Annotated in this window: 11 protein-coding genes; 6 read left to right on the plus strand and 5 right to left on the minus strand. The window is 61.8% G+C overall.

The genetic code is table 11. The annotated features are described in order from the left end of the window. Positions 1 to 49: 49 nt before the first annotated feature. Positions 50 to 1,375: an extracellular solute-binding protein gene (locus AC1DMK_RS20805; protein WP_477861622.1), complete on the plus strand. Its 1,326-nt coding sequence runs from the start codon at positions 50 to 52 to the stop codon at positions 1,373 to 1,375. A 203-nt stretch (positions 1,376 to 1,578) separates the two neighbouring features. On the opposite strand, the gene AC1DMK_RS20810 is transcribed toward AC1DMK_RS20805, so the two are convergent. Genes AC1DMK_RS20810 through bcsN form a run of 5 tightly spaced genes read right to left on the minus strand, consistent with a single transcriptional unit; the run spans position 1,579 to position 10,684 of the window. Then, the gene (locus AC1DMK_RS20810; RefSeq protein WP_477861773.1) at positions 1,579 to 3,891 is read right to left on the minus strand and encodes a cellulose synthase; all 2,313 of its coding nucleotides are present in this window, start codon (positions 3,889 to 3,891) and stop codon (positions 1,579 to 1,581) included. Then, positions 3,888 to 4,937 (minus strand): family 8 glycosyl hydrolase, encoded by a 1,050-nt coding sequence (locus AC1DMK_RS20815; protein ID WP_477861624.1) that lies wholly within the window; start codon positions 4,935 to 4,937, stop codon positions 3,888 to 3,890. Before AC1DMK_RS20815 ends, AC1DMK_RS20810 begins: the two co-directional genes overlap by 4 nt. Beyond that, a complete protein-coding gene (locus tag AC1DMK_RS20820) occupies positions 4,934 to 7,453 on the minus strand; it encodes a cellulose biosynthesis cyclic di-GMP-binding regulatory protein BcsB (protein ID WP_477861626.1) in 2,520 nt (839 codons plus the stop codon). The genes AC1DMK_RS20815 and AC1DMK_RS20820 overlap by 4 nt, the downstream gene beginning before the upstream one ends. After that, on the minus strand, positions 7,453 to 9,642 hold the full coding sequence (bcsA, locus tag AC1DMK_RS20825; protein WP_477861628.1) for a UDP-forming cellulose synthase catalytic subunit: 2,190 nt from the start codon (positions 9,640 to 9,642) through the stop codon (positions 7,453 to 7,455). Before bcsA ends, AC1DMK_RS20820 begins: the two co-directional genes overlap by 1 nt. Before the next feature lie 58 nt (positions 9,643 to 9,700). Beyond that, entirely contained in the window at positions 9,701 to 10,684 is a 984-nt protein-coding gene (gene bcsN / locus AC1DMK_RS20830) for a cellulose biosynthesis protein BcsN (RefSeq protein WP_477861775.1), read from the minus strand. 407 nt (positions 10,685 to 11,091) lie between these two features. On the opposite strand from bcsN, the gene AC1DMK_RS20835 reads away from it, so the two are divergent. From AC1DMK_RS20835 to AC1DMK_RS20855, 5 genes are all read left to right on the plus strand, one after another. After that, complete coding sequence (locus AC1DMK_RS20835; protein ID WP_477861630.1) at positions 11,092 to 12,123, plus strand: substrate-binding domain-containing protein; 1,032 nt, start codon at positions 11,092 to 11,094, stop codon at positions 12,121 to 12,123. A 78-nt stretch (positions 12,124 to 12,201) separates the two neighbouring features. Continuing rightward, positions 12,202 to 13,746, plus strand: coding sequence for a sugar ABC transporter ATP-binding protein (locus tag AC1DMK_RS20840; RefSeq protein ID WP_477861777.1), 1,545 nt, complete (start codon positions 12,202 to 12,204; stop codon positions 13,744 to 13,746). A 28-nt stretch (positions 13,747 to 13,774) separates the two neighbouring features. Next, positions 13,775 to 14,764, plus strand: a complete 990-nt coding sequence (locus AC1DMK_RS20845; protein ID WP_477861632.1) for an ABC transporter permease — start codon at positions 13,775 to 13,777, stop codon at positions 14,762 to 14,764. A gap of 1 nt (position 14,765) precedes the next feature. Next, positions 14,766 to 15,770 carry a sugar-binding transcriptional regulator gene (locus AC1DMK_RS20850; RefSeq protein WP_477861634.1) on the plus strand — a complete coding sequence of 335 codons (1,005 nt, stop codon included), beginning with the start codon at positions 14,766 to 14,768 and terminating at the stop codon, positions 15,768 to 15,770. After that, complete coding sequence (locus AC1DMK_RS20855) at positions 15,767 to 16,762, plus strand: aldo/keto reductase (RefSeq protein ID WP_477861636.1); 996 nt, start codon at positions 15,767 to 15,769, stop codon at positions 16,760 to 16,762. Before AC1DMK_RS20850 ends, AC1DMK_RS20855 begins: the two co-directional genes overlap by 4 nt. The last annotated feature ends 3 nt before the right edge of the window (positions 16,763 to 16,765 follow it).

Raw genomic sequence — 16,765 nt, forward strand, 5'->3', positions numbered from 1 at the left:
GGGGAGGGGGCTGAAGCCAGGGTCAAAGACCCGAAGAGGAGGAGTTGGAATGACGCATACCTTGAGGAAATACATGCTGGCGGCGGCCTCGGTGATCGCCCTTGCCGGTGCGACGCCAGCCTTTGCGGCAACGGAACTCACCGTCCAGCGCTTCTTCGGCGCCTGCGACGCGGATTTCGGCACCAACACCGACGTCGGCAAAGCTGTCGGCGAATGCGGTATCATCACCTCGCTGATCAACAAGTTCAACGCCGATAATCCCGACGTCCATGCCACCGTGACGACCGTCGAGTGGCCGGGTTACGACCAGCTGACAGCGCAGTTTGCCGCCGGCGATCCGCCTGACATCGTCACCATCCACCAGTCGGTGCTTGCCGACTACCAGTCGAAGGGCCTGATCATGCCGCTTGACGACGTGCTGAAATCGGTCGGCGTCGCGTCTACCGACTTCACCGACGCCAGCCTCGGCGGCGTGACCAAGGAAGGCAAGATCTACGGCCTGCCGATCGACAACTGGACCATGCTCTATCACATCAACATGGACCTCTTCAAAAAGGCCGATCTCGTCAACGCCGACGGCACGCCCAAGCTGCCAACCAGCGCCGAGGAGCTTCTGGCGCAGGCCAAGCAGTTCAAGGAAAAGACCGGCAAGCCCTACTTCGTGCAGAATCTTGCAAACGAGGTCGCGCTCTATACCCGCAATCTCTACACCTACCTCTTCCAGCAGGATTCCGCCTTCTTTGCCAATCCGAAACAGGTGAAGCTGAATACGCCCGAGGCCAAGAAGGTGCTCGAGATGTACAAGGCGATCTATGACAACGGCGATACGACAAAGGACCTGGATTACGCTGCCGGCATCAACGCTTTCCTCTCCGGCGAAGGCGGCGTCCACCTGAACGGGACGTGGGTGATCGGGGACTATACGGCTTCGTCGGAGACCGCCGGTACGGCATTGAATAAGGGCGGCTACGCCGTTTATCCCTACCCGCAGCTCTTCGGCGGCAAGAAGGCACAGTATGCCGACGGTCATAGCTGGGCTGTGTCGCAAAAGGACCGCTCGCCTGAAGAAACGGCTGCCATCGGCAAGTTCCTGAAGTTCTTCCACGACAACGACTTCGACTGGTCGCGCACCGGCCACCTGCCGGCAGTCAAAGCCGTGCTGGCGTCGGCCGAATTCAAGGCCCTACCGCATCGTGACACGATCTCTGCCATTGCCACCCTCGGCACGCCGCTGCCGTCGACCGTCCAGCGCCAGTTCGCGATCCAGGACATCATCGGTCAGGAAATGAGCGCTGCCATCACCGGCCAGAAGGAAGTCGACGCAGCTCTCGCCGACATGGAATCGCGCGTCAACGAGTTGCTTGCCAACATCTAAGGCTCACACTCTCTCCGAGCCGAAGTGCAGATGCCCGCCGCTGGTCTCGCGGCGGGCATTTTCGTTGTTGCGAGGCTGGCTGTTTCCGGCCACCTTGAACGGCAGACCGTCACGGATCCGAAGTCTGCGCCCACAGCATCACACATCACAAGCCGAGGCCAATCATACCTCGCAAGGCGAACACCCTCTTCGTAGCAAGTAGCCTAGTTCTTGGAGTCCGGATGGGTGGCACTCTTCAGATCGGCAAGACCGCGATTTGCGTCCTTGCTTCCGGTGGCCGCTGCCGCGTTGAAGATACGCTCGGCGTCGCCATACATCTGAAGGTTCAGGTAGCAGTATCCACGAAGAACCATGAGATCGATGCGCTCCTGTTGCAACTGCGCACGCTGGTCGAGATAAACAAGCGTCTCGCGGTAGCGCTTCGCTCCGAAGGCGGCAAGGGCACGATCGGAAAGGATGGCGACCTGGAGCTCAGCGGCGCGCTGGCGGCTTTGCGGCGCTTTCGTTGCGGCAACCGCGGCGTGGTTGGAAAGTCCGGCGCGCAGGTAGGCGAGGCTCTGCCCGTAGGCCGCATCCTCGCGAACCCTGCGGGTGGGACTGGCAAGCGCTGCCTCGAAAGCCTCGGCAGCCTCCATCGGCCGGTTCAGATCCATCAGGCACCAGCCACGGGTAAGCGCGCTTGCGGGGTCCAGCAGCTGGGCGTTAATCGTCGTCGAGCATCCGCGCGGCTGGCGGGCGCCGCGTCGCACGGGTACGGTTTGCATGGCCGCCTGCGTCGGTTCAGCCGATCGTGGCGCGTACCCGCTTCGCGCGGCCGTCGTCTCACTTGCCGTTGGGGATGCGATGACCTGCGCAGATGAGCTCTGTGCCTGCAGCTGTGCCGCGCTGCCGGGCGATGGGAGTGCATTCTGCGTCGGAGGTGTGAGCGCGGCCGTTTCTCCGAGCCTTGCTATGCGCGTCGATCGTCCCGCCCAGAGGCGCTGAACCTCCGCGACGCCCTTGCCGTCGTTGAGCTGCTCACGGGTGATGGCGAGCCCATAGGCCGACGGTTCGTCGTCCGGCTTCCAGCGCAAGGCCGTCTCGAACCACCGCGCTGCGGTCTGCGGCTGGTTGAGGGAGCGTGCATACCAGCCGAACTGCTGCGCCGTCGGCACATACTTCTGGGCGATCACTTCAGCGGCCATGCGGCCGAGCACGTCCTCGCCGATGTTTGCCGGCGGCTGCAGCGCCATCAGATTGGCGGTCGCCGCCAGATAGGTGGCCGTTGCGTCCGGGGAAGCGGCACGCCATTTGTACATGACGTCTTCTGCTTCCTGCTGTTTCTTTTGCGCGATCAGCGCCAGCGCCAGCCCCTGGGAGGCGCTGGCCGAGTCCTCTTTGGCGCGCGCCGCACGAAACCACTTTTCCGCGTCCGTATGGTTTTCGCGACGGAGATTGTACCAGCCAAGCAGCAGATTGTCGGAGGCGAGGCCTTGCGTTTCGGCCAGATGCTGCACCTGGGCGATGTAGTCCGGCGCGATTGCAAGATCCGGATTTCCGTTGCCGGCGGCAACGAAACTTCGGGCGAGGTCGTTGCGAATGCTGTCGAACTCGCGGCCGCCGTTGCCATCGGGACGCTCGAGCGCCAGCAGAACCTGCATCGGCCCGTATGGCAGCAATCCGGAAGCCTTCTGTATCGTTGCCAGGCGCTCCTGTGGGTTCGTGCAGTTTTTCAGGATGTAGGCATAGGCGTCCTGTGCGCGCTCGGCACGCTCGGTCCGGGCGAAGGCCTCGGCAACGCGCCATAGCACGTCGATGTCGCTGCAGGTGAGCAGGCTCGGCGTGTCGGCCCCGATCTGCACGACCGTGGCATACTGCCTGAGGTTCGAGGCATTCACCAGCCGCGACCGCGCTTCCGCCACATCGAGGCGGTCGAGCAGATCTGCCGGCGGTTGCCAGGCGCTATCGGTCGCCTGACGATCGGCGATTGCCTTTCGCAGTTCCGCGTAGCGCCCTTCCGAATAGAGCTGCCACATGGATTCGAGTTGTTTGTCGCCGCCCTGGGGGATGGCCAGCGGATCGGCCGGCGGCACCCAGTTCGGATAGAGCGCCTGCAGACGCGAGATTTCCGCCTGAAGCCGCGCCTTGTCGCCCCTGCTGGCAAAATAGCGGAGTGCGCTTTCATCCACCTTCGGCTGCGGAGCGGGCTGGGCGGCGGCCGGTTGCGCCGGCGTCTGCGCTGCCTGCGCAACAGTAGCTGGCGACGAGGACGCCGGTTCATTTGGAGATTGTTCGCCGAGCGCCGCAGGGGCAGCCGCAACGGCCTGAATGCGGTCTGCGACGGACTGCATGTCGAATTGCGGCCTTTTGGGCAAGGGGTCGGGGCCCGTGATCCGCCCCATCAACATCACCTGTGGCGTGGAACGGTTTGGAGTGCCGAACCCCAGCGCCTCCTGCAGAGCCGCGCGGTCCTTCAGCGCGGTGACAAGACCTGCCACCGCGATCGCAACCGACACTGCAACGAGAGAGGATTTCAAAGACACTCCGGATGTTTCTCCCCGACAAAGGCCAACCCCAGAAGCTGAAGGGTGGACGGATAGTAGAGCGACGGCGCGAACTGCCGGGACGATGCGGGAAGCTTCGTTCCATCTGTTACACAGGCCACAACATCGTTAACAATTCGATAACCAGCGTCCGGAAGCGACTGCATCGGCTTGCCGGTTTTCAGATCGATCGTCGCTGGCGCACCGTCTGAGGCCGTCATTCCCGACTGCAATCGTAGCAGCAGCGCCTTGTCCGAAACTCCTGCCCGGGCAAGGTAAAGCGGAATACGAATTGCGTTGTATCCGAACTCGGCATCGAACCCTTCGGCAGGCCGCGGCTGATGATCGAGGCTCACCCAATCGGCCGGTAGCTTGCGCGGGCCGAACTGCATCGACCGCAGCAGCGACAAGCCGTCATCCGACAATGCGTGCCATGCGTCGGACGGCGCCAGCACGGCCATGACGGGGATCGCCTCATAGACCCAGTACGATGGATTGATCACCGGGCCATCTGCCCTTTCAGGCGCATTGAACCCCTCGACGCCGGGCAAGAGGACGGTGCGCCCGCCGGTTTTTACGATGGCGTGGGCCAGCAGCGCGTCAGCAATCTTCGCTGCGGCCTCCAGATAGGACTGATTGTTCCAGGCCGAGCCCGCGAGCGCGAGCGCGTAGGCAATCAGCAGGTCGCCGTCGGACGCATTGTTGGTGTCGGTCGCATGCGGGGTGGCGGCGGGGTCCCATTTCCAGACGGCAAGGCCATCGTCGCGCAAGAGCAGTTCGGTGCGGGTGAAGTACCAGATCTGCTCGAAATCGGATGGGCTGTCGGCAAGATATGCCAACAGCATCCCGTATCCTTGCCCTTCGCTGTGGCTGATGCCGCCGTTGCCGTCGTCGATGATGCGACCGCTTGCGTCCAGGAACTTTGCCTTGTAGGCGCCCCATGCCTGTGCATCGATCGCGGCTGCTTGTGCAGCTGTTGGCTGACACAAGGCGAGCAGGGCAAGCCCCGCCGCCGCAAGCATGGTTCGCCACTTGCTCATTTGTGCCTGCCCAGTCTTGCGAGCATGCTCGCCGTCGTCACGCCGATCAGCAGCGAAAGACCGACCAGCAGGACGGCATAGGATAGAATATTGGTCGACAGCCAATTTGCCGCGATCAGGCGGTAGTTGGCGATTGTCCCCTGTTCCGCACCGATGAAGTCGAAACGGCTGACCGCCACCGTTTCGATCTTGCCGGTGGCCGCGGAATAGGTGGTGACATGGCCGGCAATCTGCGGCCAGTTCGCCAGCGCCGTCACGGCGTTGGCCCCGTCTCGAAGGTCCCTAGCCGATGGCGCGGCGGCAATCGTCCAGGTCGAGTTGCCCGAAGTGCTCGTTCCCTGGGCAAGCATGAAGCTGTTGGCGTTCGACGGCGTAAACAGCTCTTCTGCCCCCGGAATGAACTGCAGGGAGCTCAACGAGATGTCGAAGTTCCTGCGGAGCCATTCCTGGAACGATGTGATCTGACCGCGCCAGACGCCGCCGCTGACCTTGGAACGCCATTGGTCGAACATCACATTGGTTTCGGTCGGGGTGGTCTGCGTGGCGGCGAGCGGCCGCCAAGTGGCCTGGCTGGTGGTCGCGATATTCAGCTGTGACAGGACCCCCTGCGGCATCTGCGAGATCGAACCGATGAAGATGGCATCGCGCTCTCCGATCGCGGCCGGTGATGCAGCAGGCTCTATGTCGATTGGACGTCCCGCGACGAGTGCCATCTGGCCCAGCAATGTGGCCGTTGCCGAAAGAGTGTCCGCATCCACCCGGTCGATAAAAAGCGGCGTCGGCTGCGCGGCGCGGCTATAGGGATAGCCGGTTCCCGCCAGTGCGGCGAGATTGGGCCGCTGGCCAACGCGGGCGAAGTCGGGCATGTGGAATTCGCTGGTATCGAAAAGAGCGAAACGCGGTCCGGCGCCTGCCGTGGTGCCGGGAACACAGAGCTCGTCCTCCTTTGTCAGCAGGATCGCTTCGAGCGACACGGTATTGAGACCCGGCTTGAAATGCCGCATCGTGACCCGAATGGGCAGGTGCCGGAAGATGCCGCCGCCGGTCGAGGTGATCGGCACGGTGGAGGCGATGTTGCCGTTGACATAGATATCGAGGTGGCTGCCCGGCAGGACCGTCTGCGTGTAGGCCGCGTCCAGCAGGACCGTCGCCTCGCCATAGGCGTTGGCGTAGAAATCCGCCGGCACCGCGACATTGAAGCTTGTTCGAAAACGGCGTCCCGAAAACTCCGTGGACTTCACGCCCAGCTGGGAAAAGGGCAGCGTCCTTTCGGAAAAGATCAACGGCGCATCCGGCGCGCTCCATCTCTGGGTGGACAGTGCGTCGCGGCGGATCGTCGGGGCTCGGTCGGTCGTCGACACGATCGTCTCGATCGCCGTAGAGATGGCTGGCCACGAGGGGCCGGTCACAAGCAGGACCGGCGCGCCGGTTCGCGGATCGGTCGCGAACGTCGCCAGAGGCGCTGTCTGTGCCGCCGGCGGCACGGCAAACAAAGGTTGCAGTTCGCTCGGCGTTCCCACGACGACGGTCATTTTCCCGGGACTGGAGGAGGGGAGGGTGTCCGTCGTGAACGAGAAGGTCTGGTTGGGCATGCCGCTCAAGACGGAAAGGCCCTGCGCCAACCGCAAAAGCGGCTTCGTCGTGCCCGGCTGCTCAAGCGCCGGCACCGCAAAATTGAACTCCGTCCGTCCGGCGCCATCGACGCCCACGGCACGGATAGCATCGGTGCTTGAGAACTTGGCGGCTTCCTGACCGGCAAATTTCAAGAAAGTCTCGGAGGGAGCGATGTCCGACCAGAGCTCGTAGGTTGACTGGACGGTGCAATCGGTGCGGTGGCGATGCGTTGCCTCGATTGTCAACAGATTTGCGCCCGGCTGCAGAAGCCGCGCCGGTACGGGGAAAGAAACGTTCGTGGGGCCGTCCGGCGAGCCGACCGGCTGCTCGCCGATAATCCTGTTGTTGAGGAGAATCGTGAGCTGGGACGCCTCGGGGGCAACGACAATGGCATTCTGGTAGGCGAAATTGAACGTAGCGGGGGCCGCGGCCTGCTCGGGCGTCAGATATACCGACCACGACCTGCGGTCATATTCGCCGTCAAGTCCAAGCTTCGGAAACGGTATGACGTACCGGCGCGTGAGGTCGCCTGCCGCAGGGTTCGCCGGCAGTCCCGATGCGGTTTGCTGTAGCGGACGGGACGAAACCGGCGGTGCAGTTGGCTGTATCGGCTGAGCGGGCGCTGAGGTTTGAGGCTCGGGTGTCGCAGCCGGGTCCATCGAAAACGGCGCCAGAGGTGGGGGCGTCGCGCCGGGCATTGCCGGCGCGGACGGGGCCGCAGGCGCCACCGGTGCCATCGGTGCCTGTGCTGTCGGTGGAGGCGTCGCAGGAAGTGTCAAACGCGGAACGACCGCTCGCGTCTCCGTCGAGCGTTCCCCGGACATGTCGAACGGTGCCGTCTGGGCATAGGCGAAAGCCGATGCGCCGACACAAATGGCAAGTGCGCAGACGACCTTCTTCATCAGCTGTTTGCCTTTGCGGCTTGCCGCTGCTCTTCGCGCTCCGGCCGCATGCTGCGGAAGAAGTATACCAGGCCGCGGCTCGTCTGGTAGAGCGATAGGCCGACAAACCAGATCGTCCCGCGGATAAGCCCGGGATTGCGGCGCCGCCCCTCCTGGAACTGTGTCCATTGCGCGGAATTGGCAAACATCAGATCGGCAATCAGACGATGATCAAGCGCGCTCTTGGGGACATACTGGCAGCCCACGGCCAAAAGGCCGTCGGATGCCTGAATGTTGCGTACGATCAGCGGCAGGGTTTCCGTCTCTGCACCGCTATAGGGCTGGAAGCGGATTTCGCCTTCTCCGCCGACCAGGGCAGCATCGAGCTGCTTTTCGAAGACGTGCAAGCGGGCGCCGTGCACGGAAACGTCCTCGATGGAAGCCAGATGCCATTTGCCGTTGATGCCGAACTCGCAGCGGCGGTTGACGCGAACGCGTCGCGACGATGCCCGCTCGCCGCGTTCGGAAACGACGCCGAGCGCGCAACCGGCCATGATCAGGTTGATGACGTTCCATCCGCCGACGACCAGCGTGACGTCGGCCTTGTAGGGTTCGGTATAGATGCGGAAGATGGTCACGGCGAGTGCCACGATCTGCACGGCGAAGATGACGAAGAACGGCCGACTGATTTCCGACAGTCGGCTGACAGCGATCGATTCGTCCTTCGCGGTCACCTTGAAGGTCGGTTTGCGCGGGTTAAGCATCACCGAGATGACGGCCGGCAGCAGATGCACGGTCTGTACATATTCATAGAGTTCGGAGATCCACGGCCAGCGGAACGAGCCGTAGAGGTAGTTCTGCATCATCAGGTTCACGAGCATGTAGGCGAGCGTATAGGCGAGGAATTCGCCGCCTGAGGCAGTGAAGATCTCGAGATCGAAGAACAGGTAGAAAAGCGGCGCAAACAGGAACACCGTGCGCGGAAAGGGGAAGAGCCAGAACAGCGTCGAAGACATATAGCAAAGGCGTTGCGGGATGGTCAGCCCGCGCTTCAGGAGCGGAAAGCGGAAGCGCAGGATCTGCATCATGCCCTGTGCCCACCGGCTGCGCTGGCCGATGAAGCTGGCAAATGTCGCGGGCTGAAGTCCGGCGATCAGCGGCTTGTCGACATAGATGCTGTTCCAGCCGGCGCCGTGAAGAGCCAGAGCGGTCTCGCAGTCCTCGGTGATGCTGATGCCGCTGAAGCCGTTTTGCGATTCCAGCGCTTTGCGGCTGAGAACGGCGGCTGATCCGCAGAAGAAGGCGGCATTCCATTTGTCGAGACCGCGCTGGATGATGCCGTAGAACATTTCGTTCTCGCTCGGCATTTTGTCGAAGGTGCGCAGGTTGCGCTCGAGCGGATCCGGGTTGATGAAGAAGTGCGGCGTCTGGACGAGGAAGAGTTTCGGATCGTCGTCGAAGTAGCCGACAGTCTCAAGGAGGAAGTCGCGTGCCGGCGCATGGTCCGCGTCGAAGACAGCGATCAGCTCGCCGGAGGAGTGTTTCATGCCGTTGTTGAGATTGCCGGCCTTTGCGTGCTCGTTGCGGTCTCGCGTCAGATAGCGGACGCCAATGTCCTCGCACAGCTGCTTCAGCTCGTTGTGGCGGGCGACGGCGACCTGCGCCTCGAGCAGCTTGTTGGAGTTGCGCTTCTGCAGCGTCCCGCCGTCGTCGAGAAGCCAAACGTGCAACTTGTCGGCGGGGTAGTCCATCGCCTTGGCCGCCGACAGCGTATTGGCGAGAAGGTGGGAGTCCTCGTTGTAGGAGGGAACGAAGACGTCGACATGCGGAAAGCGATCCAGTTTCGATGCGCGCGATGCGCGCGGCGGGAGCGGCGTCGCCACGATAAACAGGCTGAGCGCCAACATTGCCACACTGTACATTTCCGCGAGGTAGAGCAGCAGCCCGGGAATGAAGTTCTCAGGCTGGTTGAGCGGCGGCAGCGTACTGGTCGTGCGCCAGTAGACGTAGCGCAACACGATCGATGTGCCGAAGGCGAGCGCGATCAAGCGCCAGATGCCTTCGCCCTTCAATCCCTTGATGACCGCCATGAAGGCGACGACGGTGATGCTGGCGATAAGCTGTGTCTGCAGACTGACAGGCAAGGTGATCAGTACGATCACGCAGAGCGAAACCACGGCCCATATCAAGATGCTTCGGGCTTTATGCATCGGCGTCCCTTCGAAGGCATTGATCCGGACACTTTGCGGCAATCCGGCCTGTCGTCATCTATCTCTGGCAGGCGGCCGTCATGGCCACGTCGCCTATGCAGTCCGGCGAGGGCACCGCTACGCCGCTTGCCGTCATCGGATGCAATGGTGCAGGCGCCGCCATCACAACGGAGGTGCTCCCGGCATCGGCTGGCGGTTCACCTTCCGAGATGTCCGGTCCCGGCACACGCGGGCCGAGGGCTGGGGGCAAAGCTGCCGGCGCCCGCACTCTGGCAGCCGCCTGGCGAACTGGTGCCGGGCGAAGCGCAACCGGCGCCGGCTCATAGCCGATTGCCATCGGCGAATTGCGATATCCGCCGTCGTCCGGATAGATCGGGTTGCCCGGACGCCCGAGCGTCGGATCGGTAGTCAGCGTCGTGCCGAAAGGATTCCAGATCTCACCGTTGAACGTTCCGACAACGGTGTAGCCGTAGACGATGCCGAGAAGCTGGCGCTCCGTTGCTCGCGCGTCGCACAGGCGAAGGCGAACCTGAATCATCCCGAAATTGCGTGCCTGCGTCAGCGCAGAGCGGCTGGAGCGGATTTGCTGCCAGGCATAGATGCAGGTATCTCCTGCACGGCTTCTTCCGGAAGCGTAACCGAACGGACCGTAGCTGTTTTGCAGAAACGTCGCAGACCTGACCAAGGGGACGCCGGGGACGGCTGCGAACATCTCCCGTGATAGCCCGCTTTCGCTGAACATTCTGTACGGCGCGTTGCCGGCGCCGGGATTGGCGCCGTTCCCCCCGAAAAACTGCACTTTCAGAAAATTCTGGCCGGGTACCGATGACGAGGTGAACAGCGAAATCGTCTGTTCCACGCCGTTGCCGCGCTTGTGCTCGACGACGCTGACGATGGACGGACCGCCGGGCGGCGGCAAGGCCAGCGCCTGCTCGCTTGCCACTGTCTCGGCAGCATTCGGCAGCCTGACGTTGCCGGTGGATGAGCAACCGGCAGCAAGACCGGCTAGCCCAGCAAAGGCTATCAATCTTAGCACACGCATGTTTTCGACCGCCGCAATCGTCTTCCCCGCATCCAACGCAAATTTCGCGTCGAGCTCTCGAATCAATGACCATGAGAGGCCGTTAATGATTGTAAACGATGGATATGGTTAACGGCTCGTTAATATTAGCCTCTGCGCGGCAACCAAGCTGCATCGCAACCGCAATCATTGCCGCAGGGTGGTACGTCGATATCTGTATTGCTTTGCCAGGTGGCAGCGCGGCAATCAATTTAACAAGAAGAGTCGCTCGCATGAAATATATTTCATGGTGTGAATTATATTGACAACGGTCTTTTGCGGAGGTTAGTTGTGCTCACCGGAGTTCGAGGAGGAAGCCGGTTTCACGATCAAGGCGCGATCCGCGCCATCAGTCTGTTGGGAGGGGGCTTCGGCCTCGAGGAGGAACTTTGCGCAATTTTCTAAGCACAACCGCATTGGCCGTTTTGGCCGCCGCAGCAATGATCTCGCCGGCAACGGCCGCAGAAACGGAAAATCCGTTTCGTTGCAAGCCCGGCGAAAAATATGTGATGAACGTCATGGTCTCGGGCGTGGAATACTGGTTCCCGGTCTATGAGATGTTCAAGCAGGCAGGCCAGCAGCTCGGCTGCGAAACCGCCTATACCGGCACGCCGGAATATGACGTCAACAAGCAGATCGCCACCTTCGACCAGGCGCTCGCACAAAACCCGGCAGGCATCCTCGTTCATCCGATGAACTCGGACCCTTTCATTGAGCCCATCAATCGCGCGATCGATCAGGGCACGGCCGTCGTCACTTTCGCGGCGGACTCGCCGTTGTCCAAGCGTATCTCCTTCATCACGTCGGACAACACCCGCGAGGGCACCTACGCCGCCGACGCCATTGCCGAGAAGCTTGGCGGCAAGGGCGAATACGCGGTTCTGGAAAATCCGGGACAGGATAATCACGACAAGCGCATCTCGGCTTTCATCGCACGGATGGAAGAAAAGTACCCGGACATGAAGCTCGTCGGCCGGGCAGCGTCCAACCAGGACCCGAACAAGGCTTATCAAGGTCTGATGAGCTTGGTCCAGGCGCACCCCAACCTCAACGCCGTATTCATGCCGGAAGCCAACTCGGCGATTGGTGCGGCTCAGGCCAACAAGGAAAGCGGCGGCAAGATCCTTGTCATGTGCGCTGACGTCAACGCCAACATCCTCGACATGATAAAGGCCGGCGAAGTGTTCGGTTCCATCAATCCGAACCAGGGCATGCAGGGCTACATGGGCTTCATGATGCTGTGGCTAGCCAAGCATCCGGAACTGATCGACCCGATGAACGACGCCAAGCGTTCGGGCTTTAACCCGATGAGCATTCCCTTCGTCGATAACGGCCTGTCGATCGTGACGGCTGCCAATGCCGATGACTTCTACTGGGACAAGTACCTCAAGCGCCGGGGTACGAAGGGCATCGAGGAGTAAGCTTTGCAATGCGGTTGTCCGGGGTGAGACACTGAGACACCCGGACAACCGATGAGACRCTTGAAAATGGAGGGGATTATGGTGCAGGCGCCGGTCCTTGAGATACGCAATATCAGCAAGCGCTTTGGCGCCATCAAGGCGCTGACGGATGTAAGCTTCAGTCTTGGAAAAGGCGAAGTGCATGCGCTCTGCGGCGAAAACGGCGCCGGCAAATCGACGCTGATGAACATCATCGCGGGCGTGCTGCAGCCGAACGAAGGCGAGATTCTGGTCGACGGCGTGCCCGTCAAGATCGCGTCTCCCGCCGTTGCCCAGTCGCTCGGCATCGGGTTGGTCCACCAGGAGATCGCGCTCTGCCCGGATGCGACGGTCGCCGAGAACATGTTCATGGCGACAACGAACCGCCGGCGGTCGCCATTCATGAATTTTGCAAGGCTGGAACGGGACGCGCAGGCTGTCATGAACCGCCTGGCGCCAATCGACGTCCGCCGGAAAGTCGCAGACCTTCCAATTTCCAGCCAGCAGCTGGTGGAGATCGCCAAGGCGCTGACGCTCGACTGCCGCGTCCTGATCTTCGACGAGCCGACGGCGGCGCTGACGGAGGCGGAAGCACAGGTGCTGTTCGCCATCATCAACGATCTGAAGGCCCACGGGATCTCGATCGTCTACATCAGCCACCGCATGGCGGAGATTTTCAGCCTCTGCGATCGCGTCACGGTCTTTAGAGACGGACGCTATGTATCAACGGAGACTGTGTCTGATCTTGCGCCCGACGACGTTGTGCGCCGCATGGTCGGCCGCGAAATCACCCAGCTTTATCCCGAGAAACAACCGGCAGCCGAGCGTGCGAGCGAAGCCATTCTCTCCGTTCGCGATCTCGGCGACGGTGCACGTTTCCAGGGCGTCAGCTTTGAACTCCGCAAGGGCGAAATTCTCGGGATCGGCGGCCTGATCGGCTCAGGTCGCACGGAAATCGCCGAAGGCATCTGTGGGTTGCGTCATGCCACCGAAGGTGAAGTCCTGCTGAAGGGCAACGCGCTTCGCGTCTCGTCCTATGCTGAGGCGGTGCGGGCCGGCGTGGTTTACCTGTCCGAGGACCGCAAGGGTTCCGGCGTCTTTCTCGACCTGTCGATCGCCCAGAATATCGCGGTTCTCGATCTCAAGAAGCTGACCGGTCGGTTCGGGCTGTTGAATGCCAAGGCTGAGGCAGAGCGGGCAAGCGAGCTGGCGCGCCGTCTTGGTGTTCGCATGGGCGGCATCGACATGCCCGTCTCGTCGCTCTCGGGCGGCAACCAGCAGAAGGTCGCCATTGCCAAGCAACTGGCGGTCGATCCGAAGGTCATCCTCATGGACGAGCCGACGCGGGGCATCGACGTCGGCGCAAAATCGGAAATTCACCGCCTGTTGCGCGACCTTGCGCGGTCCGGCATCGGCATCGTTGTCATCTCCTCCGAACTTCCCGAGCTTCTCGGTCTCTGTGACCGGGCGATCGTCATCCGCGAAGGCAAGGTTGCCGGCGAAGTCGAAGGCGATGCGATGACCGAGGAAGCCATCATGAGGCTCGCATCCGGCATTGGCGCACGACAGCACAACGCATCGAAGGCATCAGAGCATGCCGTCTGAAGAAAAAGCAGGGACCGGAGACAGGGCAATGACAGATCATGCGTTGGCGATGACGAAGGAGCGCGCTCCTTCCTGGAAAAGACTGGGGACGATGCGGGAAGCAGGTCTGATCGCGATCATACTTGCGCTCTGCATCCTGATGAGCTTTGCCTCGCCGCATTTCCTGACGCTCGGCAATTTCAGGGCGATGCTGATGTCCTTCTCTGTCGAGGGGATCGTTGTCGTCGGCATGACCATCCTTTTGATCGTCGGAGGCATCGACCTGTCGGTGGGATCGGTTGTATGCTTCTCGATGGTATTGTCCGGATCGCTGTTCCTGTTGGGGCTCGACCCATGGAGCGCCTCGTTGATTGGCATTCTCGCGAGCGCATTGATCGGTTGCGTCATGGGCTTCTTCGTCACGGTCATCGGGCTCAACCACTTTATCACCTCGCTTGCCGCGATGGTCATCGTGCGCGGTGTCTGCCTGATCATCACGAAGGGAACGCCGCTCTCGCTGTTCACACTGCCGCCGGCCTTCAAGGCGGTGGGACAAGGCACTCTCTATGGAATTCCCTATGTGATCCTGATCTTCGTCGGTGTGGTGGTGGTCTTCGACTTCCTGCTGCGCCGTGCAACGGCCTTCCGCAAGGTCTTCTATACGGGCAGCAACGAGAAGGCGGCACTCTATTCCGGGATCAAGACGAACCAGGTGAAATTCTGGGTCACCGTCCTCTGCACCACGCTGTCGGGCGTTGCCGGCGTCATCTACATGTCGCGCTTCGGCGCAGCGACCCCCACTTTCGGTGTCGGCATGGAGCTGAACATCATTGCGGCGGCGGTCATCGGCGGCGCATCGCTGAGCGGCGGTTCGGGTACGATCCTTGGCGCCATCCTCGGTATGGCACTGCTTTCGGTGGTTACCAGCTCACTGATCCTGCTTGATGTCTCGGTCTATTGGCAGGATATGATCAAGGGCTGCATTCTTCTTGCCGCCGTTTCGATCGACCATTTCCTCCACAAGCGGAAGGCTGCTTGACATGCCGATTGTCAGACCAAAATCCCTATCCGCGCCGCGCGAGGAAATCGTCATCGCGCGCCAGATGCACCAAGCCCTGGTCCTGCATTTCCTGGAAGGGCTGACGCAATCACAGATCGCCGATCAGCTCGGCATCTCGCACGCGACCGTGAACAGATTGATCAAGCGTGGCCGCCAGCTGGGCCTTGTGGAGATCAAGATCAAGTCTCCCGTCGAGCCACTGGTGGACATGGAGGAGCAGCTTCTTGCGCTCGGCGGCATCAGCCGCGCCATTGTCGTGCCCACTGTGTCCGACAACCCGCAGACTGCATTGCAATCCGTCGGCGAGGCCGCCGCGCGCCTGCTCCTCGAGGAGATTGCAGATGGCGACACCATCTGTATTACGGGCGGCAAGGGCGTCAGCGCCGTCGTCGCCGGCCTTCAGGCGCCACGGCGCTTCGACGTCGAGGTCATCCCGGCAACGGGGTGCGTCCAGGGCAAGCACTATACCGATGTGAACCACGTCTCGACGATGATGGCCGAACGGCTCGGCGGACGCTCGTTCCAGATCCACGCCCCGCTCTTTGCCGACAGCGCGGCCGAACGCGCAATGCTGATCAACATGCGCTCGGTCGAAGACGTCTTCAAGCGGGGGCGTGAGGCCAAGATTGCCGTCGTCGGCATCGGCTCCATCCTGTCGGACGACTCCAGCTATTACGACCTGCACCCGTCGTCGAGCACGGATCGTGTGGCAATCGAGCGCTCCGGCGCCTCGTGCGAACTTCTCGCCCATCTGCTCGATGAGCACGGCCAGGTTTGCGACTACAGCCTCAATCGCTCTTTGGTCTCGCTGACCCTTCAAGAGTTCGCGTCGATCCCGACGAAAATCGGTGTGGCGAGCGGGCCAAACAAAGCTGGACCTATCCTGAGTGTGATGCGCGGTCATCACCTCGATACGCTGGTTACGGATGAAGCAACCGGCGCACGGGTTCTCGCGCTGGCAAACGACAAGGGATATCGGGAATGAGCGGGCAACAGTTGATGCGCGGCATCGGCAACTCAGGCGTCACCGCCTCTGCGGTCGGGCTCGGAACCTGGGCCATCGGCGGCTGGATGTGGGGCGGGACGGACGAGGCGCAATCGGTCGCCGCAATCCAGGCTTCGCTCGACGCCGGCGTGACGCTGATCGACACCGCCCCGGCCTACGGGCTCGGACGCTCCGAGGAGATCGTCGGCAAGGCGCTCTCCGGACGTCGTGACAAGGCTGTCATCGCCACCAAGTGCGGTCTCGTATGGCATACCCACAAGGGCCGGCATTTCTTCGATCAGGACAACAAGCCGGTTCACCGGTATCTCGGCCGCGATGCCATCTTCCACGAGATCGAAGAGAGCCTGCGGCGCCTCGGCACAGACTACATCGATCTCTATATTACTCACTGGCAGGATCCCACGACCCCGGTCGAGGAAACGATGCGGGCGCTGGAAGACCTGAAGGCGTCCGGGAAGATCCGTGCGATCGGTGCCAGCAATGTCAGCCTCGCTGACCTCCAGGCCTATATTTCGGTTGGCGGTCTCGATGCCATCCAGGAACGCTTCAGCATGATCGACCATGAGATCGAGGCCGATCTTTTGCCGCTGACGACCAAAAGCGGTATTTCGACGCTAAGCTATTCCTCCCTCGCACTCGGCCTGCTGTCGGGAGCGATTGGCCCGGACCGGGTCTTTGCCGGCGACGACCAGCGGCGGGAAAACCCCCGGTTCTCCGTGGCCAATCGCGAGAAGGCAACGGCTTTTTCCGACGCTATCAGGCCGGTTGCAGAAAAGCATGCCGCCAGCATCGCGCAGACAGTCATCGCCTGGACGCTTGCGCAGCCCGGCATCACCTTCGCTCTTTGCGGTGCGCGCAATCCTGCGCAGGCATTGGACAATGCCCGAGCCGGCGCGATCCGGCTCGATGCGGACGATCATCTGGCCGTCAATGCCGCTATTTCGGCGAAGCTGACTGCTATGGACAGGTAACGG

This window comes from Rhizobium sp. 05L419, assembly GCF_056397845.1.